Annotated in this window: 24 protein-coding genes; 19 read left to right on the forward strand and 5 right to left on the reverse strand. The window is 48.1% G+C overall.

The features are described 5' to 3' along the window. Positions 1-7: 7 nt before the first annotated feature. From KIT90_RS19340 to KIT90_RS19350, 3 genes are all read right to left on the reverse strand, one after another. Positions 8-1,612 carry a carboxyl transferase domain-containing protein gene (locus tag KIT90_RS19340; RefSeq protein ID WP_285378112.1) on the reverse strand — a complete coding sequence of 535 codons (1,605 nt, stop codon included), beginning with the start codon at positions 1,610-1,612 and terminating at the stop codon, positions 8-10. A gap of 21 nt (positions 1,613-1,633) precedes the next feature. Next, entirely contained in the window at positions 1,634-2,803 is a 1,170-nt protein-coding gene (locus KIT90_RS19345) for an isovaleryl-CoA dehydrogenase (RefSeq protein ID WP_285378113.1), read from the reverse strand. 111 nt (positions 2,804-2,914) lie between these two features. Next, complete coding sequence (locus KIT90_RS19350) at positions 2,915-3,298, reverse strand: MerR family DNA-binding transcriptional regulator (protein ID WP_005440681.1); 384 nt, start codon at positions 3,296-3,298, stop codon at positions 2,915-2,917. A gap of 290 nt (positions 3,299-3,588) precedes the next feature. On the opposite strand from KIT90_RS19350, the gene KIT90_RS19355 reads away from it, so the two are divergent. The 7 genes from KIT90_RS19355 to KIT90_RS19385 all read left to right on the forward strand — a co-directional run bounded on the left by KIT90_RS19355 (position 3,589) and on the right by KIT90_RS19385 (position 11,227). Beyond that, positions 3,589-4,800 carry a thiolase family protein gene (locus KIT90_RS19355; RefSeq protein WP_285378114.1) on the forward strand — a complete coding sequence of 404 codons (1,212 nt, stop codon included), beginning with the start codon at positions 3,589-3,591 and terminating at the stop codon, positions 4,798-4,800. 36 nt (positions 4,801-4,836) lie between these two features. Next, entirely contained in the window at positions 4,837-6,330 is a 1,494-nt protein-coding gene (locus KIT90_RS19360) for a CoA-acylating methylmalonate-semialdehyde dehydrogenase (protein ID WP_285378116.1), read from the forward strand. Between the two features lie 17 nt (positions 6,331-6,347). Next, complete coding sequence (locus KIT90_RS19365) at positions 6,348-7,502, forward strand: acyl-CoA dehydrogenase family protein (protein ID WP_285378117.1); 1,155 nt, start codon at positions 6,348-6,350, stop codon at positions 7,500-7,502. A 68-nt stretch (positions 7,503-7,570) separates the two neighbouring features. Continuing rightward, complete coding sequence (locus KIT90_RS19370) at positions 7,571-8,359, forward strand: enoyl-CoA hydratase (RefSeq protein ID WP_009701914.1); 789 nt, start codon at positions 7,571-7,573, stop codon at positions 8,357-8,359. Between the two features lie 8 nt (positions 8,360-8,367). Next, positions 8,368-9,492, forward strand: coding sequence for an enoyl-CoA hydratase/isomerase family protein (locus tag KIT90_RS19375; protein ID WP_074051548.1), 1,125 nt, complete (start codon positions 8,368-8,370; stop codon positions 9,490-9,492). A gap of 11 nt (positions 9,493-9,503) precedes the next feature. After that, positions 9,504-10,409 carry a 3-hydroxyisobutyrate dehydrogenase gene (gene mmsB / locus KIT90_RS19380; protein ID WP_005451602.1) on the forward strand — a complete coding sequence of 302 codons (906 nt, stop codon included), beginning with the start codon at positions 9,504-9,506 and terminating at the stop codon, positions 10,407-10,409. Between the two features lie 59 nt (positions 10,410-10,468). After that, positions 10,469-11,227: an SDR family oxidoreductase gene (locus KIT90_RS19385; RefSeq protein ID WP_009696178.1), complete on the forward strand. Its 759-nt coding sequence runs from the start codon at positions 10,469-10,471 to the stop codon at positions 11,225-11,227. 12 nt (positions 11,228-11,239) lie between these two features. Here KIT90_RS19385 and KIT90_RS19390 read toward each other — a convergent pair whose 3' ends face one another. Continuing rightward, positions 11,240-11,470: a hypothetical protein gene (locus tag KIT90_RS19390; RefSeq protein ID WP_041053329.1), complete on the reverse strand. Its 231-nt coding sequence runs from the start codon at positions 11,468-11,470 to the stop codon at positions 11,240-11,242. Between the two features lie 670 nt (positions 11,471-12,140). Here KIT90_RS19390 and cyoA point away from each other — a divergent pair. The 6 genes from cyoA (at position 12,141) to KIT90_RS19420 (ending at position 18,204) form a co-directional block, all read left to right on the forward strand. Beyond that, entirely contained in the window at positions 12,141-13,022 is an 882-nt protein-coding gene (gene cyoA / locus KIT90_RS19395) for a ubiquinol oxidase subunit II (RefSeq protein ID WP_078609229.1), read from the forward strand. A gap of 5 nt (positions 13,023-13,027) precedes the next feature. Next, on the forward strand, positions 13,028-15,064 hold the full coding sequence (cyoB, locus tag KIT90_RS19400; RefSeq protein WP_285378122.1) for a cytochrome o ubiquinol oxidase subunit I: 2,037 nt from the start codon (positions 13,028-13,030) through the stop codon (positions 15,062-15,064). Further along, positions 15,054-15,653 carry a cytochrome o ubiquinol oxidase subunit III gene (gene cyoC / locus KIT90_RS19405; protein ID WP_285378124.1) on the forward strand — a complete coding sequence of 200 codons (600 nt, stop codon included), beginning with the start codon at positions 15,054-15,056 and terminating at the stop codon, positions 15,651-15,653. Before cyoB ends, cyoC begins: the two co-directional genes overlap by 11 nt. Continuing rightward, a complete protein-coding gene (gene cyoD / locus KIT90_RS19410; protein WP_005443825.1) occupies positions 15,653-15,964 on the forward strand; it encodes a cytochrome o ubiquinol oxidase subunit IV in 312 nt (103 codons plus the stop codon). Before cyoC ends, cyoD begins: the two co-directional genes overlap by 1 nt. Positions 15,965-15,972: 8 nt before the next feature. Beyond that, positions 15,973-16,845 carry a heme o synthase gene (gene cyoE, locus KIT90_RS19415; RefSeq protein WP_005451612.1) on the forward strand — a complete coding sequence of 291 codons (873 nt, stop codon included), beginning with the start codon at positions 15,973-15,975 and terminating at the stop codon, positions 16,843-16,845. Positions 16,846-17,109: 264 nt separating this feature from the next. Then, entirely contained in the window at positions 17,110-18,204 is a 1,095-nt protein-coding gene (locus KIT90_RS19420; RefSeq protein WP_285378127.1) for an NADH:flavin oxidoreductase, read from the forward strand. Positions 18,205-18,279: 75 nt separating this feature from the next. Here KIT90_RS19420 and KIT90_RS19425 read toward each other — a convergent pair whose 3' ends face one another. After that, the gene (locus tag KIT90_RS19425; protein WP_009704647.1) at positions 18,280-19,176 is read right to left on the reverse strand and encodes a LysR family transcriptional regulator; all 897 of its coding nucleotides are present in this window, start codon (positions 19,174-19,176) and stop codon (positions 18,280-18,282) included. A 155-nt stretch (positions 19,177-19,331) separates the two neighbouring features. Here KIT90_RS19425 and KIT90_RS19430 point away from each other — a divergent pair, with 155 nt between their 5' ends. The 6 genes from KIT90_RS19430 (at position 19,332) to KIT90_RS19455 (ending at position 26,638) form a co-directional block, all read left to right on the forward strand. Then, complete coding sequence (locus KIT90_RS19430) at positions 19,332-19,730, forward strand: RidA family protein (protein WP_009704646.1); 399 nt, start codon at positions 19,332-19,334, stop codon at positions 19,728-19,730. A gap of 95 nt (positions 19,731-19,825) precedes the next feature. Beyond that, positions 19,826-21,286 (forward strand): aldehyde dehydrogenase family protein, encoded by a 1,461-nt coding sequence (locus KIT90_RS19435; RefSeq protein WP_285378130.1) that lies wholly within the window; start codon positions 19,826-19,828, stop codon positions 21,284-21,286. A 66-nt stretch (positions 21,287-21,352) separates the two neighbouring features. Then, complete coding sequence (locus KIT90_RS19440) at positions 21,353-22,339, forward strand: membrane dipeptidase (RefSeq protein WP_285378132.1); 987 nt, start codon at positions 21,353-21,355, stop codon at positions 22,337-22,339. Positions 22,340-22,489: 150 nt separating this feature from the next. Further along, positions 22,490-24,058 carry a BCCT family transporter gene (locus KIT90_RS19445; protein WP_373417704.1) on the forward strand — a complete coding sequence of 523 codons (1,569 nt, stop codon included), beginning with the start codon at positions 22,490-22,492 and terminating at the stop codon, positions 24,056-24,058. Between the two features lie 112 nt (positions 24,059-24,170). Beyond that, positions 24,171-25,910, forward strand: a complete 1,740-nt coding sequence (locus KIT90_RS19450) for a hypothetical protein (protein WP_285378134.1) — start codon at positions 24,171-24,173, stop codon at positions 25,908-25,910. Next, a complete protein-coding gene (locus tag KIT90_RS19455) occupies positions 25,907-26,638 on the forward strand; it encodes a DUF3726 domain-containing protein (RefSeq protein ID WP_285378135.1) in 732 nt (243 codons plus the stop codon). Before KIT90_RS19450 ends, KIT90_RS19455 begins: the two co-directional genes overlap by 4 nt. The last annotated feature ends 88 nt before the right edge of the window (positions 26,639-26,726 follow it).

The following is a 26,726-nucleotide window of genomic DNA, read 5'->3' on the forward strand; positions in this document are numbered from 1 at the left end:
TACATTTCTACATTCTGAATATGCCAAAGTTGCTGTCAGGAATTGGCGCATTGAGCGCGGCTTTTAAGGCTTGAGCCAATACTTGACGTGTCTCTTTCGGGTCGATGATTCCGTCATCCCATAAACGTGCGCTGGCGTAGTAGGGATGCCCCTGAGACTCATACAAGTCTACGATAGAATCTCGGAATGCACTTTCTTCTGGTTCTGGCCAGTCTTCACCTTGGCGCTTTTTCACTTCTCGCCGTACTTGAGTGAGCACGCCCGCGGCTTGTTCTCCGCCCATTACCGAGATTCGCGCGTTCGGCCACATCCACATCATGGTTGGGTCATAAGCACGACCGCACATGCCGTAGTTGCCTGCGCCGTAAGAGCCGCCAATAATCACGGTGAACTTGGGTACGTCCGCACAGGCGACTGCCATCACCAGTTTCGCGCCGTGTTTGGCAATGCCTTCCGCTTCAAGCTTTTTGCCCACCATAAAACCAGTGATGTTTTGCAAAAAGAGTAGGGGAATTTTGCGTTTGGCACACAGCTCAATAAAGTGTGCGCCTTTCTGTGAGGACTCTGAAAACAAGATGCCGTTGTTTGCCACAATGCCAATCAAATTGCCGTGGATTCGAGCGAAACCACACACTAAAGTCTTGCCATAAAGTGCCTTGAATTCATCGAAGTCTGAGTCGTCGACCACGCGAGCGATGATCTCTCGAACATCAAAAGACAAGCGAAGGTTTGCATTGACGATGCCGTAAATCTCTTCGGCGTCGTAACGCGGTGGCAAGACGGTTTTGTCGCTTTGGGAGGGGAGTGATTGATTGGTATTTGAGATGGCTTCGCGCGCCAGCTGCAATGCGTGCTGGTCATTTTCTGCATAGTAATCGGCAACGCCAGACTTGCGACAGTGCACATCGGCACCGCCTAGCTCTTCATCGGTGACAATTTCACCCGTTGCGGCTTTTACCAGCGGGGGACCTGCTAAGAAGATGGTGCCTTGCTCTTTGACCATGATGGAAACGTCTGCCATCGCAGGTACATAAGCGCCGCCTGCGGTACACAGCCCCATTACAACCGCGACTTGAGGAATGCCTTGCGCCGACATTCTGGCTTGGTTGAAGAAGATACGCCCAAAGTGCTCTTTATCAGGAAAGACTTCGGCTTGATGAGGAAGGTTCGCGCCACCAGAGTCCACCAGATAGACGCAAGGTAGCTGGCAACGTTGAGCGATCTCTTGCGCACGCAGATGCTTTTTAACCGTGAGTGGATAGTAGGTGCCGCCTTTGACGGAAGGATCGTTGGCGATCACCATGCATTGAATGCCTTTAATGGTGCCAATGCCCGCGACGACACCTGCGCATGGAATTGATTCTTCGTAGACGTTCCACGCGGCGAATTGTCCGACTTCAAGAAACTCGCTGCCTTCATCCAAAAGGTTCATAACACGTTCACGAACGGGCAGTTTTCCTTTCAGGCGTTGGCGATCAATGGCTTTCTGTCCGCCACCTTGTTTGATGGCTTTGATATTGGCATTGAGGTTGTTCACCAACTCGGTCATGACCGCTTTATTCGACAAAAATAGCTCGTCGGTTGGCTTGGTTTTACTTTTAATGATTGCCATGTTGACTTCCTCGTCGGTGGGTTAGCGAGACTCTTCGAACAACTCTCGTCCAATCAGCATGCGGCGAATTTCAGAAGTGCCAGCGCCAATCTCATACAGTTTGGCGTCGCGTAGTAAACGTCCGGTCGCGTATTCGTTGATGTAGCCATTGCCGCCTAAAAGTTGAATAGCATCGAGCGACATTTGTGTGGCAAGTTCGGCGCTGTAAAGGATCACGCCAGCGGCATCTTTACGCGTGCATTCACCTCGGTCACAGGCGGAAGCGACCGTATAAACATAAGCTTTGGCAGCGTTCATTCGTGAATACATGTCAGCGAGCTTTCCTTGCACTAGTTGGAATTCACCGATGGATTTGCCGAACTGTTTGCGGTCATGAACATACGGAACCACTTCGTCCATACAGGCTTGCATGATGCCAAGTGGACCGGCTGCTAATACCACGCGTTCGTAATCCAAACCGCTCATCAACACTTCGACACCACGGTTTAACTCGCCTAACACATTCTCTTTTGGCACGACACAATCTTGGAACACCAATTCACAGGTGTTGGAGCCGCGCATACCAAGTTTGTCGAGCTTTTGCGCATGGCTAAAGCCTTCAAAATCCCGCTCAATAATGAAAGCGGTGATGCCGCGAGACCCGCCACTGGGATCGGTCTTTGCGTAAACTACTAAGGTATCGGCATCAGGTCCGTTGGTGATCCACATTTTGTTGCCGTTCATCAGAAAGTAGTCACCTTTGTCTTCAGCTCGTAGCTGCATACTAACCACATCAGAACCTGAGTTCGGCTCACTCATGGCCAATGCACCGACGTGAGAACCATCAATGAGCTTAGGTAGGTACTTTTCTCGTTGAGCAGGGGAGCCATTGCGAAAGATTTGGTTAACACAAAGGTTGGAATGTGCGCCGTAACTGAGTGCGACAGACGCCGAAGCTCGGCTGATCTCTTCCATCGCAACAACATGAGCAAGATAGCCCATGCCTGCACCGCCAAACTCTTCGTCGACGGTTACGCCAAGCAAGCCCATTTCACCGAACTTGGACCACAGATGATTGGGGAATTGGTTATCTCGGTCGATATCTGCGGCGATGGGGGCGATATGCTCGGTGGCAAACGCGTTGACGTGGTCTCGGAGCATATCGATGGTTTCACCAAGCCCAAAGTTGAGTGGGGTGTAGCTGCTTTTCATAACATTTCCCTGTTGAAAGTACTGCGGTTGTTAGTACGGATAAGGTTCGAGTTACACTGCTTGGGCTTGGAAATTATGGTTATTCTTGTTTTAGTCGTTATAAGTTTGTAGTTATTGGCTGTTAGCTTTATTGTCGCTTAGCGCTTGCTTGCATCGCTCTTTGGCGGTTTCTAGCTCGTTCATTACAACGCTAATATCATCCAGTTGCTGCTGTAAGTGCGCTTGTTTTTCATCAATGATGGTTAGCATTTTAAGCAGCTGTCCATCGCTTTGTTGGGTATCGTATAGCTCGAACAATTCTCGAATTTCTGCAAGTGAAAAGCCCAATCGCTTGCCACGTAAAATCAGCTTGAGGCGGATCTTATCTCTGCGTTGGTATACGCGAATGTTGCCTTTTCGTTCCGGCTCTATCAGCCCGACATCCTCATAAAAACGAATGCTTCGGGTCGTGATGTCGAACTCTTTGGCGAGGTCACTTATCTTGAATTTATCCACTCGGTTTTTCCCTCTAATGAATAGTTTTGGCTTCTTAAAATCCCTTCAAGCCTTGAACTAAACGGGCTAGCTAAAAGCATGAGAGTAAATTTGTGTTGTTATTAATGTGTTTCTTTACGTTAACGTAAATGTTAGTGCTATGCTTACGTAAACGTCAAGAAATCACAGTGCGAAAATTCATCGTTTTATGAGAGGCTGGAGTGACACCACATTCTGTGTGAAAGCTCCGTGGTAGCAGGTGTGAGGGATGAGTTCGTGAACTGTGAATTATCGTCAGAAGGGACGAGATCATGGGAAACGACATCTGGATTGTCAGTGCAAAGCGAACGCCAATTGGGCGCTTTCAAGGTCAGCTACAAGGTTATTCAGCGCCTCAATTAGGGGCATTTGCTATCAAAGCGGCAATGGATGCGAGCGGCGTTAGCGAAGTCGACGAAGTCTATATGGGCTGCGTATTACCTGCGGGGTGCGGACAAGCACCAGCCAGACAAGCAGCGCTAGGTGCAGATCTTCCACTGACGACAGGCTGTACCACCATCAACAAAGTGTGTGGCTCTGGCATGAAAAGCGTCATGTTAGCTCACGATCTTATCAAAGCGGGCAGCATTCGCAGTGTCATTGCTGGTGGTATGGAAAGCATGACTAATGCGCCGTACCTGCTTAAAGAAGCACGTAACGGCATGCGAATGGGTCACCAATCTACTCACGACCATATGTTTCTCGACGGTCTTCAAGATGCGTATGAAGGGCATTTGATGGGAGTTTACGCGCAGCAAACGGCTGACCGTTCTGAGTTTACCCGTGAACAAATGGATGAATGGGCGATCCTATCCGCGACAAGAGCATTGGAAGCGCAAGAGCAGCGTCTGTTTGACGATGAAATCTCGCCGATAGAAATCACGACTCGTTATAGCACTTCAACATTGGATTATGACGAGCATCCACGCTCCATCAAGCTCGACAAGATCCCTCAACTCAAACCTGCTTTTGATAAAAACGGCTCGGTGACAGCTGCAAACTCAAGTGCGATATCCGATGGCGCAGCTGCCCTAGTGTTAATGGACTCGCAGGTAGCACAGCATCAAGGCTTAGCGCCATTGGCAATCATCAAAGGGCACTCAACCCACGCCAGAAAGCCCGCCGAATTTACCCTCGCGCCAGTATTTGCAATAGAGCAGTTGTTATCTCAACTCGATTGGTCAGTAGACGAGGTCGATCTTTGGGAGATCAATGAAGCGTTCGCCGTTGTCACGCAAATCGCGGTACGCCAGTTAGGCATCGATAAAGACAAAGTAAACATCAAAGGCGGTGCGTGTGCGCTTGGGCATCCAATTGGCGCAAGTGGAGCTCGTATTTTAGTGACCCTCATTCATAGCCTGCGCCAACTGCAATCGCTTGGTGTAGATGGCGACAACAACAATAAAAAGGTGATGCGAGGTGTTGCATCACTGTGTATCGGTGGTGGTGAAGCCACTGCTATTGGTATCGAGATACCGCTTTAATTCCAATTACGACAAACGTTAACAAAGGACTAGATTATGACTCGCACGGTTCCCTTATTCATCGATGGTGAGTTTCGTGAATCTCAAGCAACGGATTGGGTAGAAGTGACAAACCCTGCCACCAATGACGTGATTGCGCGCTTGCCATGCGCAACGGATGAAGAGATGCACGCGGCCATTGAGAGTGCAAAAGCCACCTTTACCTGTTGGAAAGATGTCGCTGTTTCGGAGCGTGCGCGTTTAATGCTGCGCTACCAACACCTACTGAAAGAACATCATGATGAATTGGCGACGCTGCTGTCTCACGAGACGGGCAAGATCTTTGCGGATGCAAAAGGGGATGTGTGGCGTGGTATCGAAGTGGTTGAGCAAGCTGCCAATATCGCCAGCAACATGATGGGAGAAACCGTCGAGAACGTTGCGACCGATATCGACAGCTACTCGCTGATTCAACCGCTTGGGGTGTGCTGCGGTATTACGCCATTTAATTTCCCCGCCATGATCCCTTTGTGGATGTTCCCAATCGCGATTGCGAGCGGAAATACCTTTGTCCTTAAACCTTCTGAGCAAGTGCCTCTCACGTCCATTCGCTTGGCTGAGTTGTTCGAAGAAGCGGGTGCGCCAAAAGGTGTGCTGCAAATCGTGCACGGTCGTAAAGAGCAAGTCGACTTGTTGCTGAAACATCCCGATATCCAAGCCGTTTCTTTCGTTGGTTCTGTACCTGTAGCGCAATACATTTACACCACAGGCACACAGAACTTCAAACGTGTTCAAGCCTTTGCTGGCGCGAAAAACCACATGGTAGTGATGCCAGATGCGAACAAAAACCAAGTGGTGAACAACCTAGTTGGCTCTTCGATTGGTGCGGCAGGACAACGTTGCATGGCGATATCTGTCGCTGTGTTTGTAGGCAGTTCGAAAGAGTGGATTGCCGATTTAAAACAAGAAATGGCGAGAGTGCATCCTGGTGCCTGGGATGACGAGAATGCAGCGTATGGTCCTTTGATCAGCGCACAAGCAAAACAGCGTGTGCTCGGTTTGATTGAAGAAGGCAAACAACAAGGTGCGGTGTGTGAACTTGATGGTAGCCAATGCAAAGTGGAAGGCTTCCCAGAGGGTAACTGGGTTGGTCCAACCTTATTCAGTGGCGTCACCACCGAGATGTCGATTTACACCCAAGAAATCTTCGGACCTGTTTTGGTGTGTATTGAGGTCGACACGTTACAAGAAGCGATAGATCTGGTGAATCGCAACCCATACGGAAATGGCACCTCTATCTTCACTGCAAATGGTGCGGCGGCGAGAAAGTATCAACATGAGATTCAAGTCGGTCAGGTAGGTGTAAACGTGCCGATTCCCGTGCCTTTGCCATTCTTCTCGTTTACTGGGTGGCGCGGCAGCTTCTACGGAGATTTGCACGCCTACGGCAAACAAGCGGTGCGCTTCTACACCGAGACCAAAACTGTGACGGCTCGTTGGTTTGATGACGATATCCCAACCGGTCCAAACCTCACCATTAACTTGCGCTAACGAAGTAAGGAGCTCATATGGATTTTGAACTCAACGAAGATCAACGTATGTTTGCCGACACGGCTCAGCAGTTTGCGGCAGAACGTTTAGCGCCAATGGCAGCAGAGTGGGATGAAAAACAAATCTTCCCCAAAGACATCCTACGAGAGGCAGGAGAACTCGGTTTCTTAAGCCTCTACACCCCAGAAGAACAAGGCGGTTTGGGCTTAAGCCGGTTAGATGCGTCTATCATTTTCGAGCAACTTTCTATGGGGTGCACATCGACCACCGCATTTATGACCATTCACAACATGGTGACTTGGATGATCGCGAGCTTTGCGACCGATGAAGTAAAAGACGCATTCTGCCCAAAACTCATTACGGGTGAATTTCTCGGATCTTATTGCTTAACTGAACCAAACGCAGGTTCGGACGCCGCGTCTCTAACGACTTCTGCGACTAAGCAAGGTGATAACTACATACTCAATGGTGGCAAAACCTTTATTTCTGGCGCAGGCGATACCGACGTTTTAGTCGTGATGGCGAGAACGGGCGATGCAGGTGCGAAAGGTGTATCCGCGTTTGTTGTCCCCGCCGATGCAGACGGCATTAGCTACGGACGTAAAGAGCCGAAAATGGGCTGGAATAGTCAGCCAACACGCGCGGTGACTTTCGACAATGTTTCTATTCCCGCATCACATCTGCTCGGGGAGGAAGGACAAGGGTTTGTGTTCGCCATGAAAGGTTTAGATGGTGGACGCATCAACATTGCGACCTGTTCGGTCGGCACGGCTCAGCAAGCGTTGAATCAAGCGGCGCAGTACATGCAAGAACGTAAACAGTTCGGCAAATCATTAGCTCAATTCCAAGCATTGCAATTCAAACTGGCAGACATGGCAACCGAGCTTGTCGCTGCTCGCCAACTGGTACGTTACGCCGCTAGCAAGTTAGACCGAGGTGACCCAGACGCCACGACTTATTGTGCCATGGCAAAACGCTTTGCAACCGATGTCGGCTTTCAAGTCTGTGACCAAGCGCTGCAACTTTACGGTGGCTACGGTTACATCAAAGAATACCCAATGGAGCGCTATTTCCGTGATGTTCGAGTACACCAAATTTTGGAAGGTACTAACGAGATCATGCGGTTGATCATCGCGCGTCGATTGCTCGCAGAAGAGTCCGCATTGCTATAAGTGCAGCCGACAAGCTCTGCTTTTATTCATAAAACTCAGGTCATTTTCATCAGAAAGGATTCAGAGATATGTCACTAACAGAACAACAAGCGATTCAACATACCATCAGCAATCATGTTGCGGTGGTGACCATGAACAACCCGCCCGCCAATACTTGGACGTCACAAAGCTTAACCGCGTTGAAAGAGTTAGTGCTGGCGTTAAACGACAATAAAGACGTTTACGCTCTAGTGCTCACAGGGAATGGAGAGAAGTTTTTCTCGGCGGGAGCAGACCTCAAGTTGTTTGCCGATGGCGATAAAGCGGTTGCGTTAGAAATGGCGCGTATCTTTGGTGAAGCCTTTGAAACGCTCTCTGCATTTCGAGGGGTTTCTATCGCTGCCATCAACGGCTACGCCATGGGAGGCGGATTAGAAGTCGCATTGGCGTGTGATATTCGTGTGGTAGAAGAGCAAGCCGTACTGGCACTGCCAGAGGCGAAAGTGGGCTTACTGCCTTGTGCTGGTGGTACGCAAAACCTAACCGCGTTGGTCGGTGAAGGTTGGGCGAAACGCATCATATTGTGCGGTGAACAAGTCGGTGCCGCGCAAGCGCGAGAACTCGGGTTAGCAGAAGAAGTGGTGGCAAAAGGTGGAGCGCTTAATAAAGCCATTGAGCTTGCAGAATCGGTTGCCAATCAATCGCCGTCTTCGGTAACCGCATGTAAAGCGCTTATCCAAAACATGCGCTCAGCGCCACTCAAACATGGTCTGATAAAAGAGCGAGAACTGTTTCTAAACTTATTCGATACCGAAGATCAAACCGAGGGGGTTCGTGCCTTCTTAGAAAAACGTAAACCCAACTGGAAGAATCAATAGGAGGTCGCATGACAGGGAAAGTAACCATTAGCGAAATAGATTGCTTAGACGGCGTGCACCGAATTGGTATCGCGACGTTAGACAACACGGCTTCTTTGAACGCGTTGACTTACGATATGTTGGCAGAGCTCAACGACCAACTTATCGAATGGCAAGATGACCCTGATTTGGTGTGTGTCATCCTCAATGGCGCGGGTGAAAAAGCGTTTTGTGCAGGGGGCGATGTACGAACCATGTACCACGTCATGCACGAGAAAAGCAAAGAAGAGACCGCAGAGTTCTGTTCTAATTACTTCTCGCTTGAGTACGAATGCGATTACCTGATTCATACCTACCAAAAGCCAATCATTGGTTGGGGAGAGGGCATTGTGATGGGCGGCGGCATGGGCTTGTTTATGGGCACCAGCCACAGGGTCGTCACCCCTAAATCTCGTCTCGCGATGCCAGAGATCAATATCGGGCTTTACCCAGACGTGGGTGGCACTTGGTTCTTAAGCCAAATCGACCCAGAGGTAGGTTTGTTCCTTGGTCTAACTGGTGCAATGGTGAATTCAAGTGACGCTGTCACTATAGGGTTGGCGGAATGGTTGCTGCTGGAAGAGCAATATCCGGAACTGTTAGAAGAACTGAAACAAGTCGATTGGAGCTCTGCCGATGCCAAAGCGCTTGTCAGTGCGTTACTTCAATTGATGGAAGATCAAGTCATCGACAGTAAGCCGACAACTCAGATTTGCCCTTATCTCGACCAAATTAAAGAAGCCTGCAAAGGCTATGACTTAAATCAGATTGCCCAACGTATTCAAGCAATGGAAGGCGACACCCAATGGCTTGAGAACGCACAAAAATCGTTTGTTGCGGGCAGTCCAATCACCGCACATATCTGTTTTAGACAAGTCAAAGAGTACCACCGTTTGTCGTTGGCGGATTGTTTCCGTCTAGAGCTTACCTTGTCAGTTCGCAGCGCATTACTCGGTGAGTTTGAAGAGGGCGTGCGCTCTCGATTAGTTGATAAAGATGGCAATCCAAAATGGATGTTTAACAGCGTCAGTGAAGTCGATGAAAGCGTCATCGATACCTTGTTCACTTCTCTTTGGTCAGAAGAGGAACATCCACTTGCACAGCTAGGAAAATAAGGAGAAACAACATGAGTACCATTGCATTTATTGGCTTGGGCAACATGGGCAGTCCAATGGCACAAAACCTATTGGCGTCAGGGTTTCACGTGCAAGTGTTCGATGTGGATGTGAACGCGGCGAAGCAACTTGAACCGTTTGGCGCGGTGGTTGCCAGTACGTTAGAAGAAGCCGTAGATGGCGCTGGAACCGTCATCACCATGCTACCAGCAGGTGCACACGTGCGCGCGGTGTACTTGGGGGATTTGCACGGTGGTGTCGGTCTGCTCAACATTGTGCAGGACAACGCATTGCTGATTGACTGTTCGACCATCGATCCAGATTCTGCTCGCTTAGTGGCGAACGAAGCTCAGAACAAACGATTGTTGTTTGTCGATTCTCCTGTCTCTGGTGGTGTAGCAGGCGCAAAAGCAGCAACGCTGACCTTTATTGTTGGAGGCTCGGATGAAGCATTCTCCAAAGCCAATGCGATCTTGCAATACATGGGCAAGAACGTGTTCCACGCTGGTAAAGCGGGCGACGGTCAGATGGCAAAAATCTGTAATAACCTGATGTTGGGTATCTTGATGTCAGGAACCTGTGAGGCACTCAATCTCGGTATTGACCATGGTCTCGACCCGAAAGTCTTATCCAATATCATGCTGCAAAGCTCTGGTCGAAACTGGGCGTTAGAGCTCTATAATCCATGCCCCGGTGTAATGGATTCTGCGCCCGCGAGCAATCAATACAATCCCGGCTTTATGAGCAAGTTGATGCTAAAAGATCTTGGCTTAGGCTTGGATGCGGCGTTGCAAACCAACTCTTCTGTTCCGATGGGCTCTTTGGCTCGTAACCTTTATGCATTCCATAACGCAGCAGGTCATGCAGAACTCGACTTTTCAAGCTTGTTTGAATTCTATAAGAACCAGAAGGGCTAAAAGCGAGATTCCCTATCAGGCGTTTAAGCATGGAAGTTATCCAGTAATGGAGTACAGATATGGATTTAAAAAACAGTGTCATTGCAATCACAGGTGCGGGGCAAGGGTTAGGGCAGATGATGGCAGTCAGCCTTGCTCAAGCGGGCGCGGATTTAGCATTGCTTGATGTTAACGAAACGGGACTGCTGAATACCCAAGAACAATGCCGGATGCTCAGTGCCAAAGCATTGATCTATCGACTTGATGTCACCAATGAATCTGAAGTGGAGGATACCTTTAATGAGATTCTTCAAGACTTTGGGCAGCTAAATGGCTTAGTTAATAACGCTGGCGTCTTGCGAGATGGGTTATTAGTCAAAGCCAAAGACGGTGAGATCACTAAGATGTCGCTTGAGCAGTTCAACCTAGTGATGAACGTGAATGTCACGGGCACGTTTTTGTGTGGTCGAGAAGCGGCAGTCAAAATGATCGAGAGTGGCTCGAAAGGCGCCATCATTAACATATCTAGCGTGGCGAGAGCGGGCAATATTGGACAAACCAATTACTCTGCATCGAAAGCTGCGGTCGCAACCATGGCAACAACATGGGCAAGAGAACTCGCCAGATATGGCATTCGCTCTGCGGCTATTGCGCCCGGTGTCGTCAAAACGGCAATGGCAGATCAAATGAAACCAGAAGCCATAGATCGACTGCAAAAGATGATACCCGTCGGTAGGATGGGGGAGACGGGCGAGATCGCTCATGCTGTGAAATACATTCTTGAAAACGACTACTTCACAGGGCGAGTGCTCGAAGTGGATGGCGGAATGAGAATGTGAAGAAAGAGCCGATTACGGCTCTTTCTTGTTTTTGAGTGTCTCAATTTTGTGTGTGTAATAAGCATTTTGGAAGAATGCCATTCCGAACACGAAATAAAACAAACCAGTTTTAATCGAGTCGTCTGCGTCAGACCAGAGCCACACTGTGAAAGAAAAAATGATGACGTAATAGAACGTTAGAATAAGAAGTTTGGACATGACCGTAATGCCTGATTTTTCACCGTAATCAAACAATAAACTCATCGTAAGCCCAACAAAGACTGTTAGCTTCCTAGCCTCGAATGAACTCACGAATTTAAATGTACAGAATGAAATGTTCTCAAGCTAAAGACGTCGCTACTTAGTGTTAAAGTGAGTTAACAGTGCAGTGGGCAGTTTCCCCGTTATTCGTCAAAATATAAAAGCTATGAATGAAAGGTTGTTCGTGATGATTGAAATTCGAAATGCCATGTAAATAGTATGTGAATTCATAACTATGATACTGGTCACGCTTTCCTTAATTCGCACTTCCTAATGTAGCTCACACTCTCGTGCCGAATACGCAACTGATTACTCTTCTCGTTTACATTGCTTAAGTTACTGTAAAGAAAAGAATATGCGCTGTAGTACGTTAATGTTGTGCACCTGTTTTGCTATTCCTATCTCAATATAAGCTTTCATAAATGGAACGTTAGTTTCCATCTGTGGCTAATGAGCTTTCCTTTTTCCCTCCGCATAATGCGCTCGAATGTAACAATGTATTTCAAAGTGTAACAATAAACTCACGTTGTGAGTGTGGTTTTAACCATCAAGCAACTTGATACCTCCCACCAAGAAGTCCATTGCTGCACAAGCTCAACACAAAAATATTCTAATGACCAAGACAACCAATCGCAGGGCTTGCTCTGTTGTTGGCTAACCATCGAGAAAGTTAATGGAAGCTTCAAGATACAAACGCATCTTAGCGAGGATAAGTTTGGCAGGAACCATTCTTATGCTTTCAGGGTGTAACTCTGCTCTACTTGACCCGAAAGGTAGTATTGGCGTTCAGGAAAAAGAACTGATCATTACAGCGCTTTTACTGATGCTGATTGTCGTGATCCCCGTGATTTTAATGACAATCTATTTTGCTTACCGCTACCGAGAGTCGAACACTGGCGAGGAATACGCTCCAGAGTGGGCGCACTCGACCAAGATTGAAGTGGTGGTGTGGACGATTCCAATCATCATCATCGCGATTCTGGCAACCATCACTTGGCGTTCTACTCACGAGTTAGAGCCATCCAAGCCCATCGCAAGTGACGTCAAACCCATCACCATTGAGGTGGTGTCACTCGACTGGAAATGGCTGTTCATCTATCCAGAAGAGAACATTGCGACAGTGAACTACGTGGCGTTTCCGAAAGATGTTCCGGTTCAGTTCAAACTGACCTCAGACAACATCATGAACGCGTTCTTTATCCCGCGTCTCGGTACTCAGATCTACGCGATGCCAGGCATGGTGACCAAGTTGAATCTGATTGCGAACCACACAGGGGATTACAAAGGCTTTGCTTCTAACTACAGCGGTAAGGGTTTCTCGCAGATGAAATTTACCGCAGCAGCAATGGAAGATCGCACTGCATTCCTGAATTGGGTTCAGCAAGTGAAAGCCAGCCCTGATCGAATCGAAGACTGGGAGCAATTCCGTGCGCTTGCATCACCAACGGTGGCGGAGCCTGTGAAGATGTTCTCTAGTATTCCACCATTTTTGTTCACCGACGTCGTGACCCAGCATCCGGGTTCAATGAACTGTTTGCCGGAAAATCTAGGATAATCGCAATGTTTGGAAGATTAACACTTGAATCAATCCCTTATCACGAGCCGATTATTGTCGTCACTCTAGCAGTGATCGCGATCGTTGGTTTGGCTGTCGTTGCGGCGATAACCAAAGCGGGTAAGTGGCAATACTTATGGAATGAATGGTTTACTTCGGTAGACCACAAAAAACTAGGCTTTATGTACATCGCTGTGGCAATGGTGATGTTGATTCGTGGCTTTGCTGACGCGGTCATGATGCGTAGCCAACAACTGCTTTCTGCGGCAGGCGAGAGCGGTTATTTACCACCACATCACTACGATCAAATCTTTACTGCCCATGGCGTAATCATGATTTTCTTCGTGGCGATGCCGTTGGTGATTGGTTTGATGAACATCATTGTACCGCTGCAAATTGGTGCGCGTGATGTGGCATTCCCTTACCTAAACAACCTAAGTTTCTGGCTGTTTGTTGTGGGCGTGATCCTCACTAACATGTCACTTGGCTTGGGTGAGTTTGGTCGTACTGGTTGGTTGGCATATCCGCCGCTGTCTGGTATTGAGGCAAGCCCCGGAGTTGGGGTGGATTATTGGATATGGGCGCTGCAAATATCCGGTGTCGGCACCACGCTGACGGGCGTGAACTTCTTTGCAACTATTTTGCGCATGCGTACGCCGTCTATGCCAATGATGAAGATGCCAGTGTTCACGTGGGCGTCCCTGTGTGCCAACATTCTAATCATCATTTCATTCCCAATCCTAACGGTAACCATCGCGCTACTGACGTTGGATCGCTACATCGGTACGCACTTCTTCACCAATGACCTTGGCGGCAACGTGATGATGTACGTCAACCTGATTTGGGCATGGGGTCACCCAGAAGTGTACATCCTGATCTTGCCTATTTTTGGTGTGTTCTCTGAGGTAACGGCAACCTTCTCACGCAAGAAGCTGTTCGGTTACACCTCGCTAGTATGGGCAACCATCGTAATTACGATTTTGGCGTTCGTCGTTTGGCTGCATCACTTCTTCACCATGGGCTCAGGTGCAAATGTGAATGCATTCTTCGGCATCGCCACCATGATTATCTCTATCCCTACCGGGGTGAAGATCTTCAACTGGCTATTCACCATGTACAAAGGGCGAATCCGCTTTACCACGCCGATGATGTGGACAGTTGGCTTCCTGATTACCTTCTCTGTAGGTGGTATGACGGGCGTACTAATGGCAGTACCAGGCGCAGACTTTGTTCTGCACAACTCAGTGTTCCTGATTGCGCACTTCCATAACGTAATCATCGGTGGTGTGGTATTCGGTTGTTTCGCAGCAATCACATACTGGTTCCCGAAAGCAACTGGCTTCACCATGAACGAAACATGGGGCAAACGTGCATTCATTTGCTGGATTGTCGGTTTCCTAATGGCGTTCTTACCGCTTTATGCACTGGGCTTTATGGGTATGACGCGTCGTCTAAGCCAAGATCTGAACCCAGAGTACTTCCCACTGTTGGCAGTTGCCGCAGCTGGTACGGCAGTGATTGCGCTTGGCGTGGTTTGTCAGTTCATCCAAATCTACGTGAGTGTTCGTGACCGCGAGCAAAACCGTGACCTAACGGGTGACCCATGGGGCGGTCGTACCTTTGAGTGGGCGACGTCTTCACCACCGCCGTTCTACAACTTTGCACACCTACCAAAAGGCGATGAGCTAGACGCGTTCTGGTACCAAAAGCAGAGTGGCGAATTCGATCCAACCAAAGAAGTGGAATACGAACGCATCCACATGCCGAAGAACACACCAACAGGTATCTATGTGTCTGCATGGGCATTGGTATTTGGCTTCGCGATGATTTGGTACATCTGGTGGCTAGCAGCAGCAAGCTTTGTTGGCATCATCGTGACGTGTATCCAACACAGCTACAACGACGACGTGGATTACTACGTTGAAGTAGAAGAAATCAAAGCGATTGAGGCGGAGCGTCGAGCTCAACTTGAAGAAGCGAAGAAAAACGAAGTGACAGACAACGATAAGAAAGACGATCTGGAGGTGACCTATGCAAGCTAATGTTGCGGTTCACGACCACGATCATCACCATGATTCTGCAGGCATTAAGCAGTTTGGTTTCTGGATTTACCTAATGAGTGACTGTGTATTGTTTGCGACTTTGTTCGCGACTTACGCAGTACTAGAAAGCGGATCTATTGCGGGTCCAACCGGTAAAGACATTTTCGAACTACCGTTCGTGTTTGTAGAAACCATGTTGCTGCTGTTCAGCAGTATCACGTTTGGCTTCGGCATGATTGCGATGAAGCGCAAAGACGTTGCAGGTTTAAAACGTTGGTTAAAAGTGACCTTCTTACTTGGCGCTGGCTTTATCGGGATGGAAGTGTACGAGTTCCATCACCTGATTGTTGAAGGCTACGGTCCACAAGAAAGTGCATTCCTATCTGCGTTCTTCACTTTGGTTGGAACACACGGTCTGCACGTAACCTTTGGTTTGATCTGGCTAGCTGTGTGCTACCACCAACTGTCCACCAAAGGCTTGAACGATAACATGTCGATGCGATTCCAGTGCTTGAGCTTGTTCTGGCACTTCCTAGACATCGTTTGGATTTGTGTATTCACCATCGTTTACTTATTGGGGGTTATGTAATGGAACAACATCTAGATACAGGTGCCTCTGATTACGTAAAAGGCTTTATTGCGTCTCTGATCCTGACCGTGATTCCTTTCTACTGTGTGTGGGCGCAAGTGCTGCCAGATACCGCGACTTATGCTGTGTTATTTGGTTGTGCGATTGTGCAGATCTTCGTGCACTTTAAGTACTTCCTGCACATGGAAGTGAAAACGTCAGAAGGTCAGTGGAACGTGGTGTCACTGATGTTTACCGCCATTGTTGTGTTGATTCTGATCGCTGGCTCGATCTGGATCATCTACAACATGAACGTCAACATGAAGTTGTAGGCAAGGGTATGCTGAAAAGTTATTTGTCTATTACCAAACCGGGCATCATTTTCGGCAACCTGATTTCTGTTGCGGCGGGGTTCTTCCTCGCCGCAAAATCAGAACCCGCTAACTTTCTGTTGTTGCTGACAACGTTAGTTGGCGTGGGGCTTGTGATTGCATCAGGATGCGTGGTGAACAACATCTTCGACCGCGATATCGACCAAAAAATGAAGCGCACGCAAAACCGTGAATTGGTGATGGGAAACATCAACATCGATGCGGCGTTTGTTTACGCTTTGGTGTTGCTGTTGAATGGCACAGCGTTACTGTTTCAACTAGTGAATCCGCTCTCGGCTGTGGTTGTACTCTTGGGTTACGTGTTTTACGTCTTCTTCTACACCATGTGGTACAAGCGAAATTCGGTCTACGGCACCTTAGTCGGCAGCATTTCTGGCGCGGTTCCTCCGCTAGTGGGCTACCTTGCTGTGACGAACTACATCAGCTTAGAAGCGATTTTACTGTTCATCATGTTTTGTCTTTGGCAGATGCCGCACTCTTACGCGATTGCGATGTTCCGCATGCAAGATTACCGCGATGCAGGCATTCCTGTTCTTCCCGTTAAAGAGGGCATTACCAAAGCGCATCAACATATGAAGGCGTACGTGGTTGCTTTTGGTGTGGTTGCTATCGGGTTGTTTATGTTGGGTGAAGCTGGGTACGAGTATTTAGCAGTCTCGGCAGCAGTGTGCTTTATGTGGACGCGGGTGACATTCCAAAAAGTGAATTACAACAACTATATCCAATGGTCCAAAGCGGTGTTTAAGGTGTCGTTATTGGTCGTAATGAGCATCAGTGGCGTGCTTGGTTTAGAGTTGATTCCACTGCCATTTATTCATTAGAGGAAAGTAAATCTGAGTTAACGATTGATGCCATCAGTAGTAGTGGTGATAACAAAACCAATGAATGCGGAATCGGTGATCTATCTCACCAAACCTTAATCCAGATTAAAGTTTTGCCGCAGTTTCGGCGGTAAGGTTCGCGTCGCTCATCGCACTGAACAGAAATTCAGAGAAGGAACAGCCATGCTTTGTGTATCGCTGTTCCTTTTTCGTTCCTGCTCGGTAGTGATGCATCTAAAAAGACAGATTTTAAGAGGACTGGACTTGAGCATTTTGTTTTCAGAAGCCCGCATTGGCAACATGACACTAAAGAACCGCTTTGTACGAAGTGCAACGTGGGAAAATATGGCGACAGAAGACGGTCATATGACCGAGAAGTTGTACGACATTTATGAAGAACTTGCCAAAGGTGAAGTGGGTCTGATCGTTACTGGTTATGCGAACATCGTAGAAGAAGAGAAACCGAACGCAGGCATGATGGGGATCTACAACGACTCTTTCATCGATGAATACAAAAAGCTGACTGACCTTGCCCACGAACATGACGCTAAGATCGTTATGCAGATCGCTTACGGCGGCACAAAAACAACATTCAACGTTGGCGAGCGTGTGATTTTTGCTCCAAGTGAAGTGCCAGAGCGCGGCACCAAAACGGAAGGCAAAGCGATGACTCAAGATGAGATTGACTACATCGTTAAAGCATTTGCGCTAGCGAGCAAGCGTGCGCAAGATTCTGGCTTTGATGGTGTAGAAATCCACGCGGCGCACACGTACTTGATCAACCAGTTCTTAAGCCCATACTACAACCGTCGTGAAGACCAATATGGCGGCAGTCTTGAGAACCGCATGCGTTTCCTTATGGAGATCTATGCCGAAACACGCAAGCTAGTTGGTGACGATTTCCCGATTCTAGTGAAGCTGACAGCAACAGAATTCTTCGATGGCGGTTTGACGTTCGATGAAACGCGCATTGTTTGTAAGAAGCTAGAAGAAGTGGGCGTGGATGCGATCATTGTATCGGGTAACATTCACGGCAACGCAAGCACCATGGTAGGTGAATCGTTCGACGGTTACACGCTACAAGAAGAAGGCTACTTCCACGAGTACGGCCAAGTGATCAGCCAAGATGTGAACGTACCGGTGATTACCGTAGGTGGCTTAAATGACTTCTGTGCGATCGAAGACTTGGCTGAAAACACCAAGATTCAGTTCTTCGCGCTTTCTCGTCCGTTATTGGCAGAGCCACAATTGATCAAGCGCTGGAAAGACGGCAACCGTGCTGAAGTGGACTGCGAACGCTGCTCTAAGTGTCGTACCAAGCGTGGCAACTTCTGTGTGGTTTACAAGCGCAGAAAGTAACGTGTTCTGACTCATGAAATTTCAAAAAGCCCCTGATGCTTAACGTGTCAGGGGCTTTTTAGTTGTGAGTTATGCTTATGCAGTTTCGACTTCTTCTTGGTAGTTCAAGTAGTGAATGCATAAATCATGAAACGCTTTTGCCTGAGGGGAGATGGTTCTATCCGTCAGAGTAAAGATGCCAACTTGCCTTTCCAAAGGCGGATCGATCAGCGGAATCCAAACCAGTCGAGTTTCGTTGGTCGGGAACGCTAATTTTGGCAAGGTGGTGACACCAATACCGAGCTCAAGAACGGAGAACAAAGATGTGATGTTCTCAACGGAATATAAAGCCTGTTCACTTAGCGCGCGTGCAGGCGTGGGATCGAGTAGGGTGCAAGTTCCGTTTCGAATAAAAGGTTGTTCTAAAAGCGTTTGCCACTCGATTCCTTCTGGATGCTGAGCGATAGGGTTATCCTTCAAACACACCACGCCAATGGGGTCAGAGATTAACGGGGTAAACTCGATACCGCCTTCGTCTAAATGTGATGGGTTACCCAGCGCTAAATCGACTTCGCCTGATAACAAACGCGCTTCAACCCCAGCGGCATTATCATCAATCAAACTGACTTCTACGTTTGGGTGCTGTTCGCAGAATGCGCCGAGCACGCTAGGAATCAACTTGGCTGCAACAGAAGGGACGCTGGCGATGCGCACTCGACCTTGTTGCCCTGCGGCGGCGGCTTTTAGATCGTTATCTAGAGCGTTATAGATGTTGAGAAACTGAATGATCTTAGGCAGGCAGATTTCACCGAATGGAGTGAGTTTGGATTTATTGCCCGGCTCAAATAGGGTTTGACCGAGTATTTTTTCCAGTTCTTTGATTGACGTTGACAGCGCTGCCTGAGAACGGTTCGCTCGATGTGACGCTGCTCTAAAACCACCTTCCTCGACCACCATCACAAAATGCTTTAATTGTTGAAGCTTGATACTCATAGCGAAACCTCTGCAATCCCTTTATTTACCTTAGTTTTAATAAAGTGATAGATTTTTCTTATCAAATGTAAAAAATTTACCGTTCGATTTATCGCCTGTCAATGTGCAGTATTTAACCATCTTGAAACAAGGTTGTTACAAAGGTTGAAAGGCACGTGAATACTTCTACGAAAAAATACCCAGTCAAAACCGCATTGTTTGCCTCTAAAGCGCCGCTGGAATGGGCAATTGTCAACAATGGCACGTTATACACCGCGCAAATCCCGATTGATGATACCGGAGCTGTCGTGGAAGGCGGTATCGAAGCCCAGACTCGTCAAACCTTTAATAATCTCGTTCACACGTTGGAGTGTGCAGGGGAGTCTTTAGATTCTGTTCTGCAGGTGCTGATTTATGTGACGGATCGTGAGTACTTAAAAACGGTTAACCAAGTCTACGCTGAGTATTTTGAGGCGCCTTATCCTAATCGCGCCGCTATGGTCGTGGCGGGACTAGCGCGTGAAGAGATGTTAGTGGAGTTTGTGGTGTACGCATCAGCGAGTCAGCCAGAGTAAAGAATAATAATCAAAGCCTCATTACCGGGCTTTGTCAGTGAGAATTAGTGAGCTGGTGGCGAGCACCAGACGTCAGGAAGAATAAGGACAGAGCAATGACTTTTATCAATAATGTTCAAGCAGAGAAATCTCTCTACATTGCAGGCGAATGGCAATCTGGCATTGATACGATTGCGAACATTAACCCTTCAGACATCAGTGAGAATTTAGGCGATTTTGCTCAGGCGAGTGAAGGTCAAGTAGAGCAAGCCATTCAAGCAGCCAAAGTTGCGCAGCCAGAGTGGGAAAAAACGCCGATTGAGCGCAAACAAGCGGTTTTGCAGGCGATTGGTGATGAGCTAATTGCTCGTTGTGATGAGCTTGGCACGCTGCTTTCACGTGAAGAAGGTAAACCGTTTGCTGAAGGTCGTGGTGAAATCTACCGCGCCGGTCAATTCTTCCAATATTTCGCGGCGGAAGTGCTGCGTCAAATTGGCGATAACGCAGCTTCTATCCGTCCAGGCGTTTCCGTTGAGGTCACTCGTGAAGCCGTCGGCGTTATCGCCATTATCTCTCCTTGGAATTTCCCAACCGCTACGGCTGCATGGAAAATCGCGCCAGCGCTTGCGTTCGGTAACAGCGTAGTATGGAAGCCCGCCAATCTAACGCCAGCAAGTGCGGTTGCACTGACGGATATTATTCATCGTCAAGGATTACCAGCAGGCACGTTCAACCTTGTGTTGGGCAGTGGCTCTCAAGTGGGTAACACGCTTATCAACTCGAAAGACGTAAATGGTGTGAGCTTTACTGGCTCTGTTGATACCGGACGCAAAGTAGCGGCAGCAACGGCACCGAATTTTGTGCGCTGTCAGTTAGAGATGGGCAGTAAGAATGCACTTGTGGTTGCCGATGATGCAGACATTCAAATCGCAGTTGAAGCGACCATTGCAGGCTCTTTCTCTGGAGCAGGTCAGAAGTGTACCGCGTCTTCTCGCCTTGTCGTCATGGATGGTATTCACGATGCCTACGTGGAAGCACTGGTCAAACGTATGAGCGAACTTAAAGTAGGTCACGCTTTAGAAGACGGTGTGTTCATGGGGCCTGTTGTGGATGGAAACCAATTGAATGCGAACTTCGAATGGATTGAGAAAGCTCGTCAGAGTGGTGCGGAGTTAGCATTCGGTGGCGAGCGTTTGAACTTGAAACATGACGGTTTCTACATGTCGCCAACTCTTTTCCTCAATACGCAAAACAGTTGGGAAGTGAACCAAGAAGAAGTGTTTGCGCCAATGGCAAGTGTGATTCGAGTTTCTGACTTGGACGAAGCCATTGCAGTAGTAAACGATACTCGCTTTGGCTTGACTGGCGGCATCATCACGCAAAGCCTTCGTAATAGCGCCATCTTCAAACAGCAAGCTCAAACTGGCTGTGTCATGGTCAACCTACCAACCGCGGGTACGGATTACCACGTGCCGTTTGGTGGTCGTAAAGAGTCGAGCTTTGGTCCACGCGAGCAAGGTCAATACGCAAAAGAATTCTACACCGTGGTGAAAACCGCTTATCAACGTCCTTACTAAGTGAAATAGGGCAGCGAGGATTCCGCTGCCCAACCTTAAAGGCTCATTAACGTTTAAGGAGTGGTTATGTACCAACAACGGATTGTGATTGATGGATTGCAGTACTGCAATTGGGATCGAGAATACTTCCAAATGCTGAAGGCGAGCGGTATTACGGCTGTGCATGCAACGATTGTTTATCACGAGAATGCACGTGAGACCTTAACTCGCTTTGCCGAATGGAACCTGAGATTCGAACAAAATGCAGATCTGATTATGCCTATTTACTCGATGGCTGACGTCGAGAAAGCAAAAGCAGAGGGAAAGGTTGGCGTCTTTTTTGGTGCACAGAATTGCTCCCCAATTGACGATGAAATCGGCTTAATAGAAGTCATGCGTCGTCAAGGTTTGCTGATTATGCAGCTGACCTATAACAACCAGAGCTTGCTGGCGACAGGGTGCTATGAGCAGAACGACTCTGGTGTCACGCGTTTTGGTAAACAAGCCATCGAAGAGATGAACCGTGTCGGGATGATCATCGATATGTCCCACAGTGCAGAGCGCTCAACGTTGGAAGCGATTGACCTTTCTTCACGTCCCATTTGTATTAGTCACGCGAACCCAACGTTTGCTCATGATGCTCTGCGTAATAAATCGAACAACGTCATTAAAGCGCTCACCGAACGTGGCGGCTTGATTGGCTTTAGTCTTTACCCATTCCATCTTCCAAACGGAAGCCAATGCACGCTAGAAGATTTCTGCCAAATGGTCGCGAAAACAGCTGACCTGTTCGGTGTGGATCATTTGGGTATCGGTAGTGATCTTTGTTTAAACCAACCACAGCAAGTGCTTGAGTGGATGCGCAACGGTCGTTGGTCGAAAGCGATGGATTATGGCGAAGGCTCAGCAAACAACGCTGGTTGGCCTGATGCGTTGCCTTGGTTTAGTGGCAGTAAAGGGATGGAGAACATTTACAACGGCTTAATGCGTCATGGATTCAGTGAATCCGAGGCAGGAAAAATCCTGGGTGAGAACTGGTTTAACTTCCTTAAAGAAGGGCTGGAGGCGAGCTAGGTCGTAACCCAAATAAACATGGAATAGCTCGCTCAAAAAATAATAACAAGGCGAGTGTTAAAGTCACTTTTTGTAGCCGTTATGGCAGCTGCAATAAACCTCTGGAGTCAGAGTATGTCTGATCTAACCAATAGCATGAAAGCTTCAACGATGAGCGTGTCATCAAAGAAGCACCAAGCAAAACACAACGACACTTCAGCAACGGAAAATTCACCGGATAAGTTAGGGTTAAGTAACCCGGCACTTTGGTATAGCGGCGGCTTTATTGCCTTATTCGTCGCTATCGCGCTTTACGATGGAGAGTTGCTATCAACGTTAGTTAATACGGGCTTTGCGTGGTCAGTAAAAGTCTTCGGTCCGTACTGGCAGATACTGCTTCTTCTCACTTTTCTTATTGGTCTTGGCTTGGCTGCAGGGCGAACAGGCAAGGTGATTTTAGGTGGAACAACGAAGCCGGAAATGGACGGTTTTCGTTGGATGGCAATCATCTTCTGTACGCTTTTAGCTGGCGGTGGCGTATTTTGGGCGGCGGCAGAGCCTATCGCGCACTACGTGAGTCCTCCACCTTTGTATGGTCCGCAAGACAATCCACAGCAAGGTGCAGTGAACGCACTATCGCAATCTTTCATGCACTGGGGTTTTCTAGCGTGGGCGATCGTTGGCAGCTTAACGTCTATCGTGGTCATGCATTTACACTACGATAAAGGCTTGCCGTTAAAACCTCGCATCTTGCTTTATCCAGTGTTGGGTGAGCGAGCGCTAAAAGGTCAAACAGGCGCATTGATTGACGCATGTTGCATCATCGCTGTAGCGGCAGGAACCATTGGACCGATTGGTTTCCTAGGTTTACAGGTTAGCTACGCGTTAAATGCGCTGTTTGATATCCCAGATGGCTTTACCACACAGTTGATCATCATCTTATTTGCGATTGTGTTGTACACCGTCTCTGCGCTGAGTGGCTTAAACCGCGGGATGCAAATGCTGAGTCGCTACAACGTGATTCTTGCGCTGGTATTGATGGCTTACATCCTTCTCTTTGGCCCGACAGACTTTATCTTCAATGGTTACATTCAAGGGGTAGGCAGCATGTTGGATAACTTCATCCCAATGGCGACCTATCGTGGTGATGAAGGTTGGCTGAGTTGGTGGACAGTATTCTTCTGGGGCTGGTTCTTGGGCTACGGACCGATGATGGCAATCTTCATTGCTCGTATCTCTCGCGGTCGCAGTATTCGTCAAATCATCTCGACGATCAGCATTGTTGCTCCGCTTACCACGTGTTTTTGGTTCACCATTGTTGGTGGCTCTGGCCTAGCGTTTGAAATCGCCAATCCGGGCAGTGTGAGCGCGGCATTTGAAGGCTTCAACTTACCGGGCGCGTTACTCGCAGTGACTCAACAACTGCCGATGCCAATGTTGGTTTCCATCTTGTTCTTGATTTTGACCACCATCTTCATCGTTACCACCGGTGACTCAATGACGTACACCATCAGTGTTGTGATCAGTGGTGAGACAGAACCAAATGCGATTATTCGTACCTTCTGGGGCGTGGCTATGGGTATCACGGCGTTGATTCTCATCTCACTTGGCTCTGGCGGTATATCAGCCCTGCAATCCTTCATCGTGATTACAGCCGTTCCAGTGTCATTAATACTGTTACCGTCACTTTGGAATGCGCCGCAGATCGCTATGAAGATGGCAAAAGAGCAAGGGCTATAACAACGGTTATAACAAAAAGAGCAAACCCAATAACGTGGCGCTTGTGTGGGTGATTCCTCCCCACACCCGCACAAGCCCTTATTCTTACAATAAAAAATAAGTGGTGAGCAAAATGGATGCACATCGTTCTACTTACACTGAAACAACACTTCGCAACGCTGCAATTGTGATGGCACCAGACAGGCTAGGGGCTATGCACCAAAATCGAATCAGCTTTGTGCGAAGTTTGATCCGAAAAATGGCGAGTCAGGAATGGCAAGTGAGCAAACATGAGTGGCAATTGTGTCCACGCGGTTTTGGTCATGTGATTTACAAATTAGCGACGCCGGAACACGTTTATCACTTGGTTGTGTTTTGCGATGAAATTGCTGATGAAGAGCGTAACGACCGAGTCATTGCTGAGAAATGGGACGTAACCTTTGCGTTGGTCAAAGGCGAGGTTAATGTTGAACTGTTAGAGCAACTTCGAGCCAATGTACCTTTGCAAGAAGCGGGGCGCAATCCAAACAACGTGCTTGTTCTTGCTCGTGCGAATAAAAGCGTTCGTGTGTTTGAGCACATTGTGAATGCACTTTCTAAAGGTGAGCAGCCAGAGCCTTCGGAACTGGCAGAAGTGGGTTACATCCTAAGAACCACCGCCGTTTATGGTAACGGTAAATTTGGCATTGCCGATTTTAAACTGCTAGAGAACAACCCTGATTTCAACCAGTCCTTCAGTGCACAGATGTGTGCCGTATATATGCTGCGTGAATTCAGCTTAGATTGGGTTCATTACCTTGCTGCGCAAAAGGGGGGAGAGAACGCCATCGCACTTCACAAAGGTTTGCAGCGCTATCTTGGTGTGGGGAATGCAACTGGCTTGGGTATGGCGCCATATTTAATCAATCATCCATGCATCGTCGACCAATGGATGACATCACGTGAGCGTGCGATTGCCAGCGTGCTTGCTATGCCATGTGAACCTAGCGAGCTAGAGCAACCATTAAAAGCCTTGCTTAAAAAAGCGCAGCGACACTTAGAGCAAGTAATAACAATCAATGAACATCAAGATCAGCTTAACCATCAAGCCATTGCTGATCTCCAAGCGCTACAAATCAACTTAAATGCTTTGATGGCAGAGCACTCGAATTGGGCAAGCTTGAGCAAACAAACCACAACTATGAGTTTGGAAGCCCAAGAAATCCTAACTTCATGTTTGATCGAGCTTTACCCGTCTTTGGTTGATGAATTTGAAAACCAAATGAACACCGACGAATCACTCTCTATTCCAGGCGGAAAAATCGTTCAAGATGTGTTGCAAATACTAGAGAGCAAATACCGTTGGTCAATCGATGCCGACTACACGTTACCGGAAAACAACTATTGGTTCTGGTATCGTTCGCAAGACAAAGAAGAACCAAGGCTAGGCGTTCGTGGAGAAGAAATCGGTGAAGAACGCGAGCTACCACTCGATATAGGTCGACAAGTAAACCACCTCTATCATGCGCTGCAAACGTGTCAGCCAGAAACATCGTTGGCGGAGTTCTTACTGCAGCATCCACAGTATCGTGCCATCACTCGTCGTGTATGGACGCTCGGCAACCGAGAAATGGGTGATATCCAGATGAACGTGCTACGTGAAGACGCACTACCAATGCATCTACTGCGTTGTAAGTTGGCTATCTTTGGGGCGACCAAGTTCGATCCACGTTCAGACCGATGGGTGCGTGTGACCTTCTTCCAGTGCGCACCTTTGCTTGATGAGATTCAGGACCCGCGTTTCAGCGATACGTGGATTTTCCCAACCATGCCAGAGCGTGAAGAAATCGCGCAAAGCGACAATCAAAAAATCAGTGGAGGTTTTGCATTATGATCGTCTCGCATAACGAGCTGGTAGCAGCAGTAAACAAAGCTTTTCTTGGTATGCGCCGTCATTGCGGTGAAGCCGATGTGATTGCCAATATGGTTGCGGATCTGCAAATGGTGGGTTTGCACGGAGTGCGTCACTTCAACAACGCCAGCCTGTTTCTCAACTTAGATTCAGATTGCGCGGTCAGCATTACGAGTAACACCGACTCTCATATCGAAGTCGAGTTACACAATGGCAGTATCGCCTGTCATTTACCGGCGGTGTTGGATTTTGCGCTTGAGAAAATGGTCAACAGCAAGAGCGTCACTATCACACTGAAACAATGCCACAATCGCTGGCTAGCATTTAGTGAGTTAGTTAGGCTCTCTGCCAAAGGCATTGCATGCCGTGCTCAGTGGGTTAATGGCACTAGTCCTAAGCGAACCTTGTATGTGTTAAATCGTGGGCGGATAGCACCAGAGGTATTCTTTTCTGACCAGATTGAAGATTACAGTACCGACTATCACAGTATGACGATAGAGCTTGCAGTAACGGATTTTGATATCGAAGCGAGCTCTCAAGGTTACGCAATTCATATTGATGGTGAAGAGCTGAGCCATGCGCAGAAAACATCATGGGAAGAGGGCATCTTTGTCGAGGACGCAGAATGGAACGCGCTTAAACAAACTGCCACGGTTTTTCTTGTTGAGAACAGTGAACGTTCTCAACAAGGTGCTGGCGAATTAGCCTGATATTGATACATTAATGAATAAAAGTGTGAGGCTGCCCAAGGGTAGCCTTTTTTATTTTCCTAACCTTGCTCTCTGGTTTATGTGTATC

Origin of the sequence: Vibrio sp. B172a (assembly GCF_030248355.1) — a bacterium.
Lineage (GTDB): Bacteria > Pseudomonadota > Gammaproteobacteria > Enterobacterales > Vibrionaceae > Vibrio > Vibrio owensii.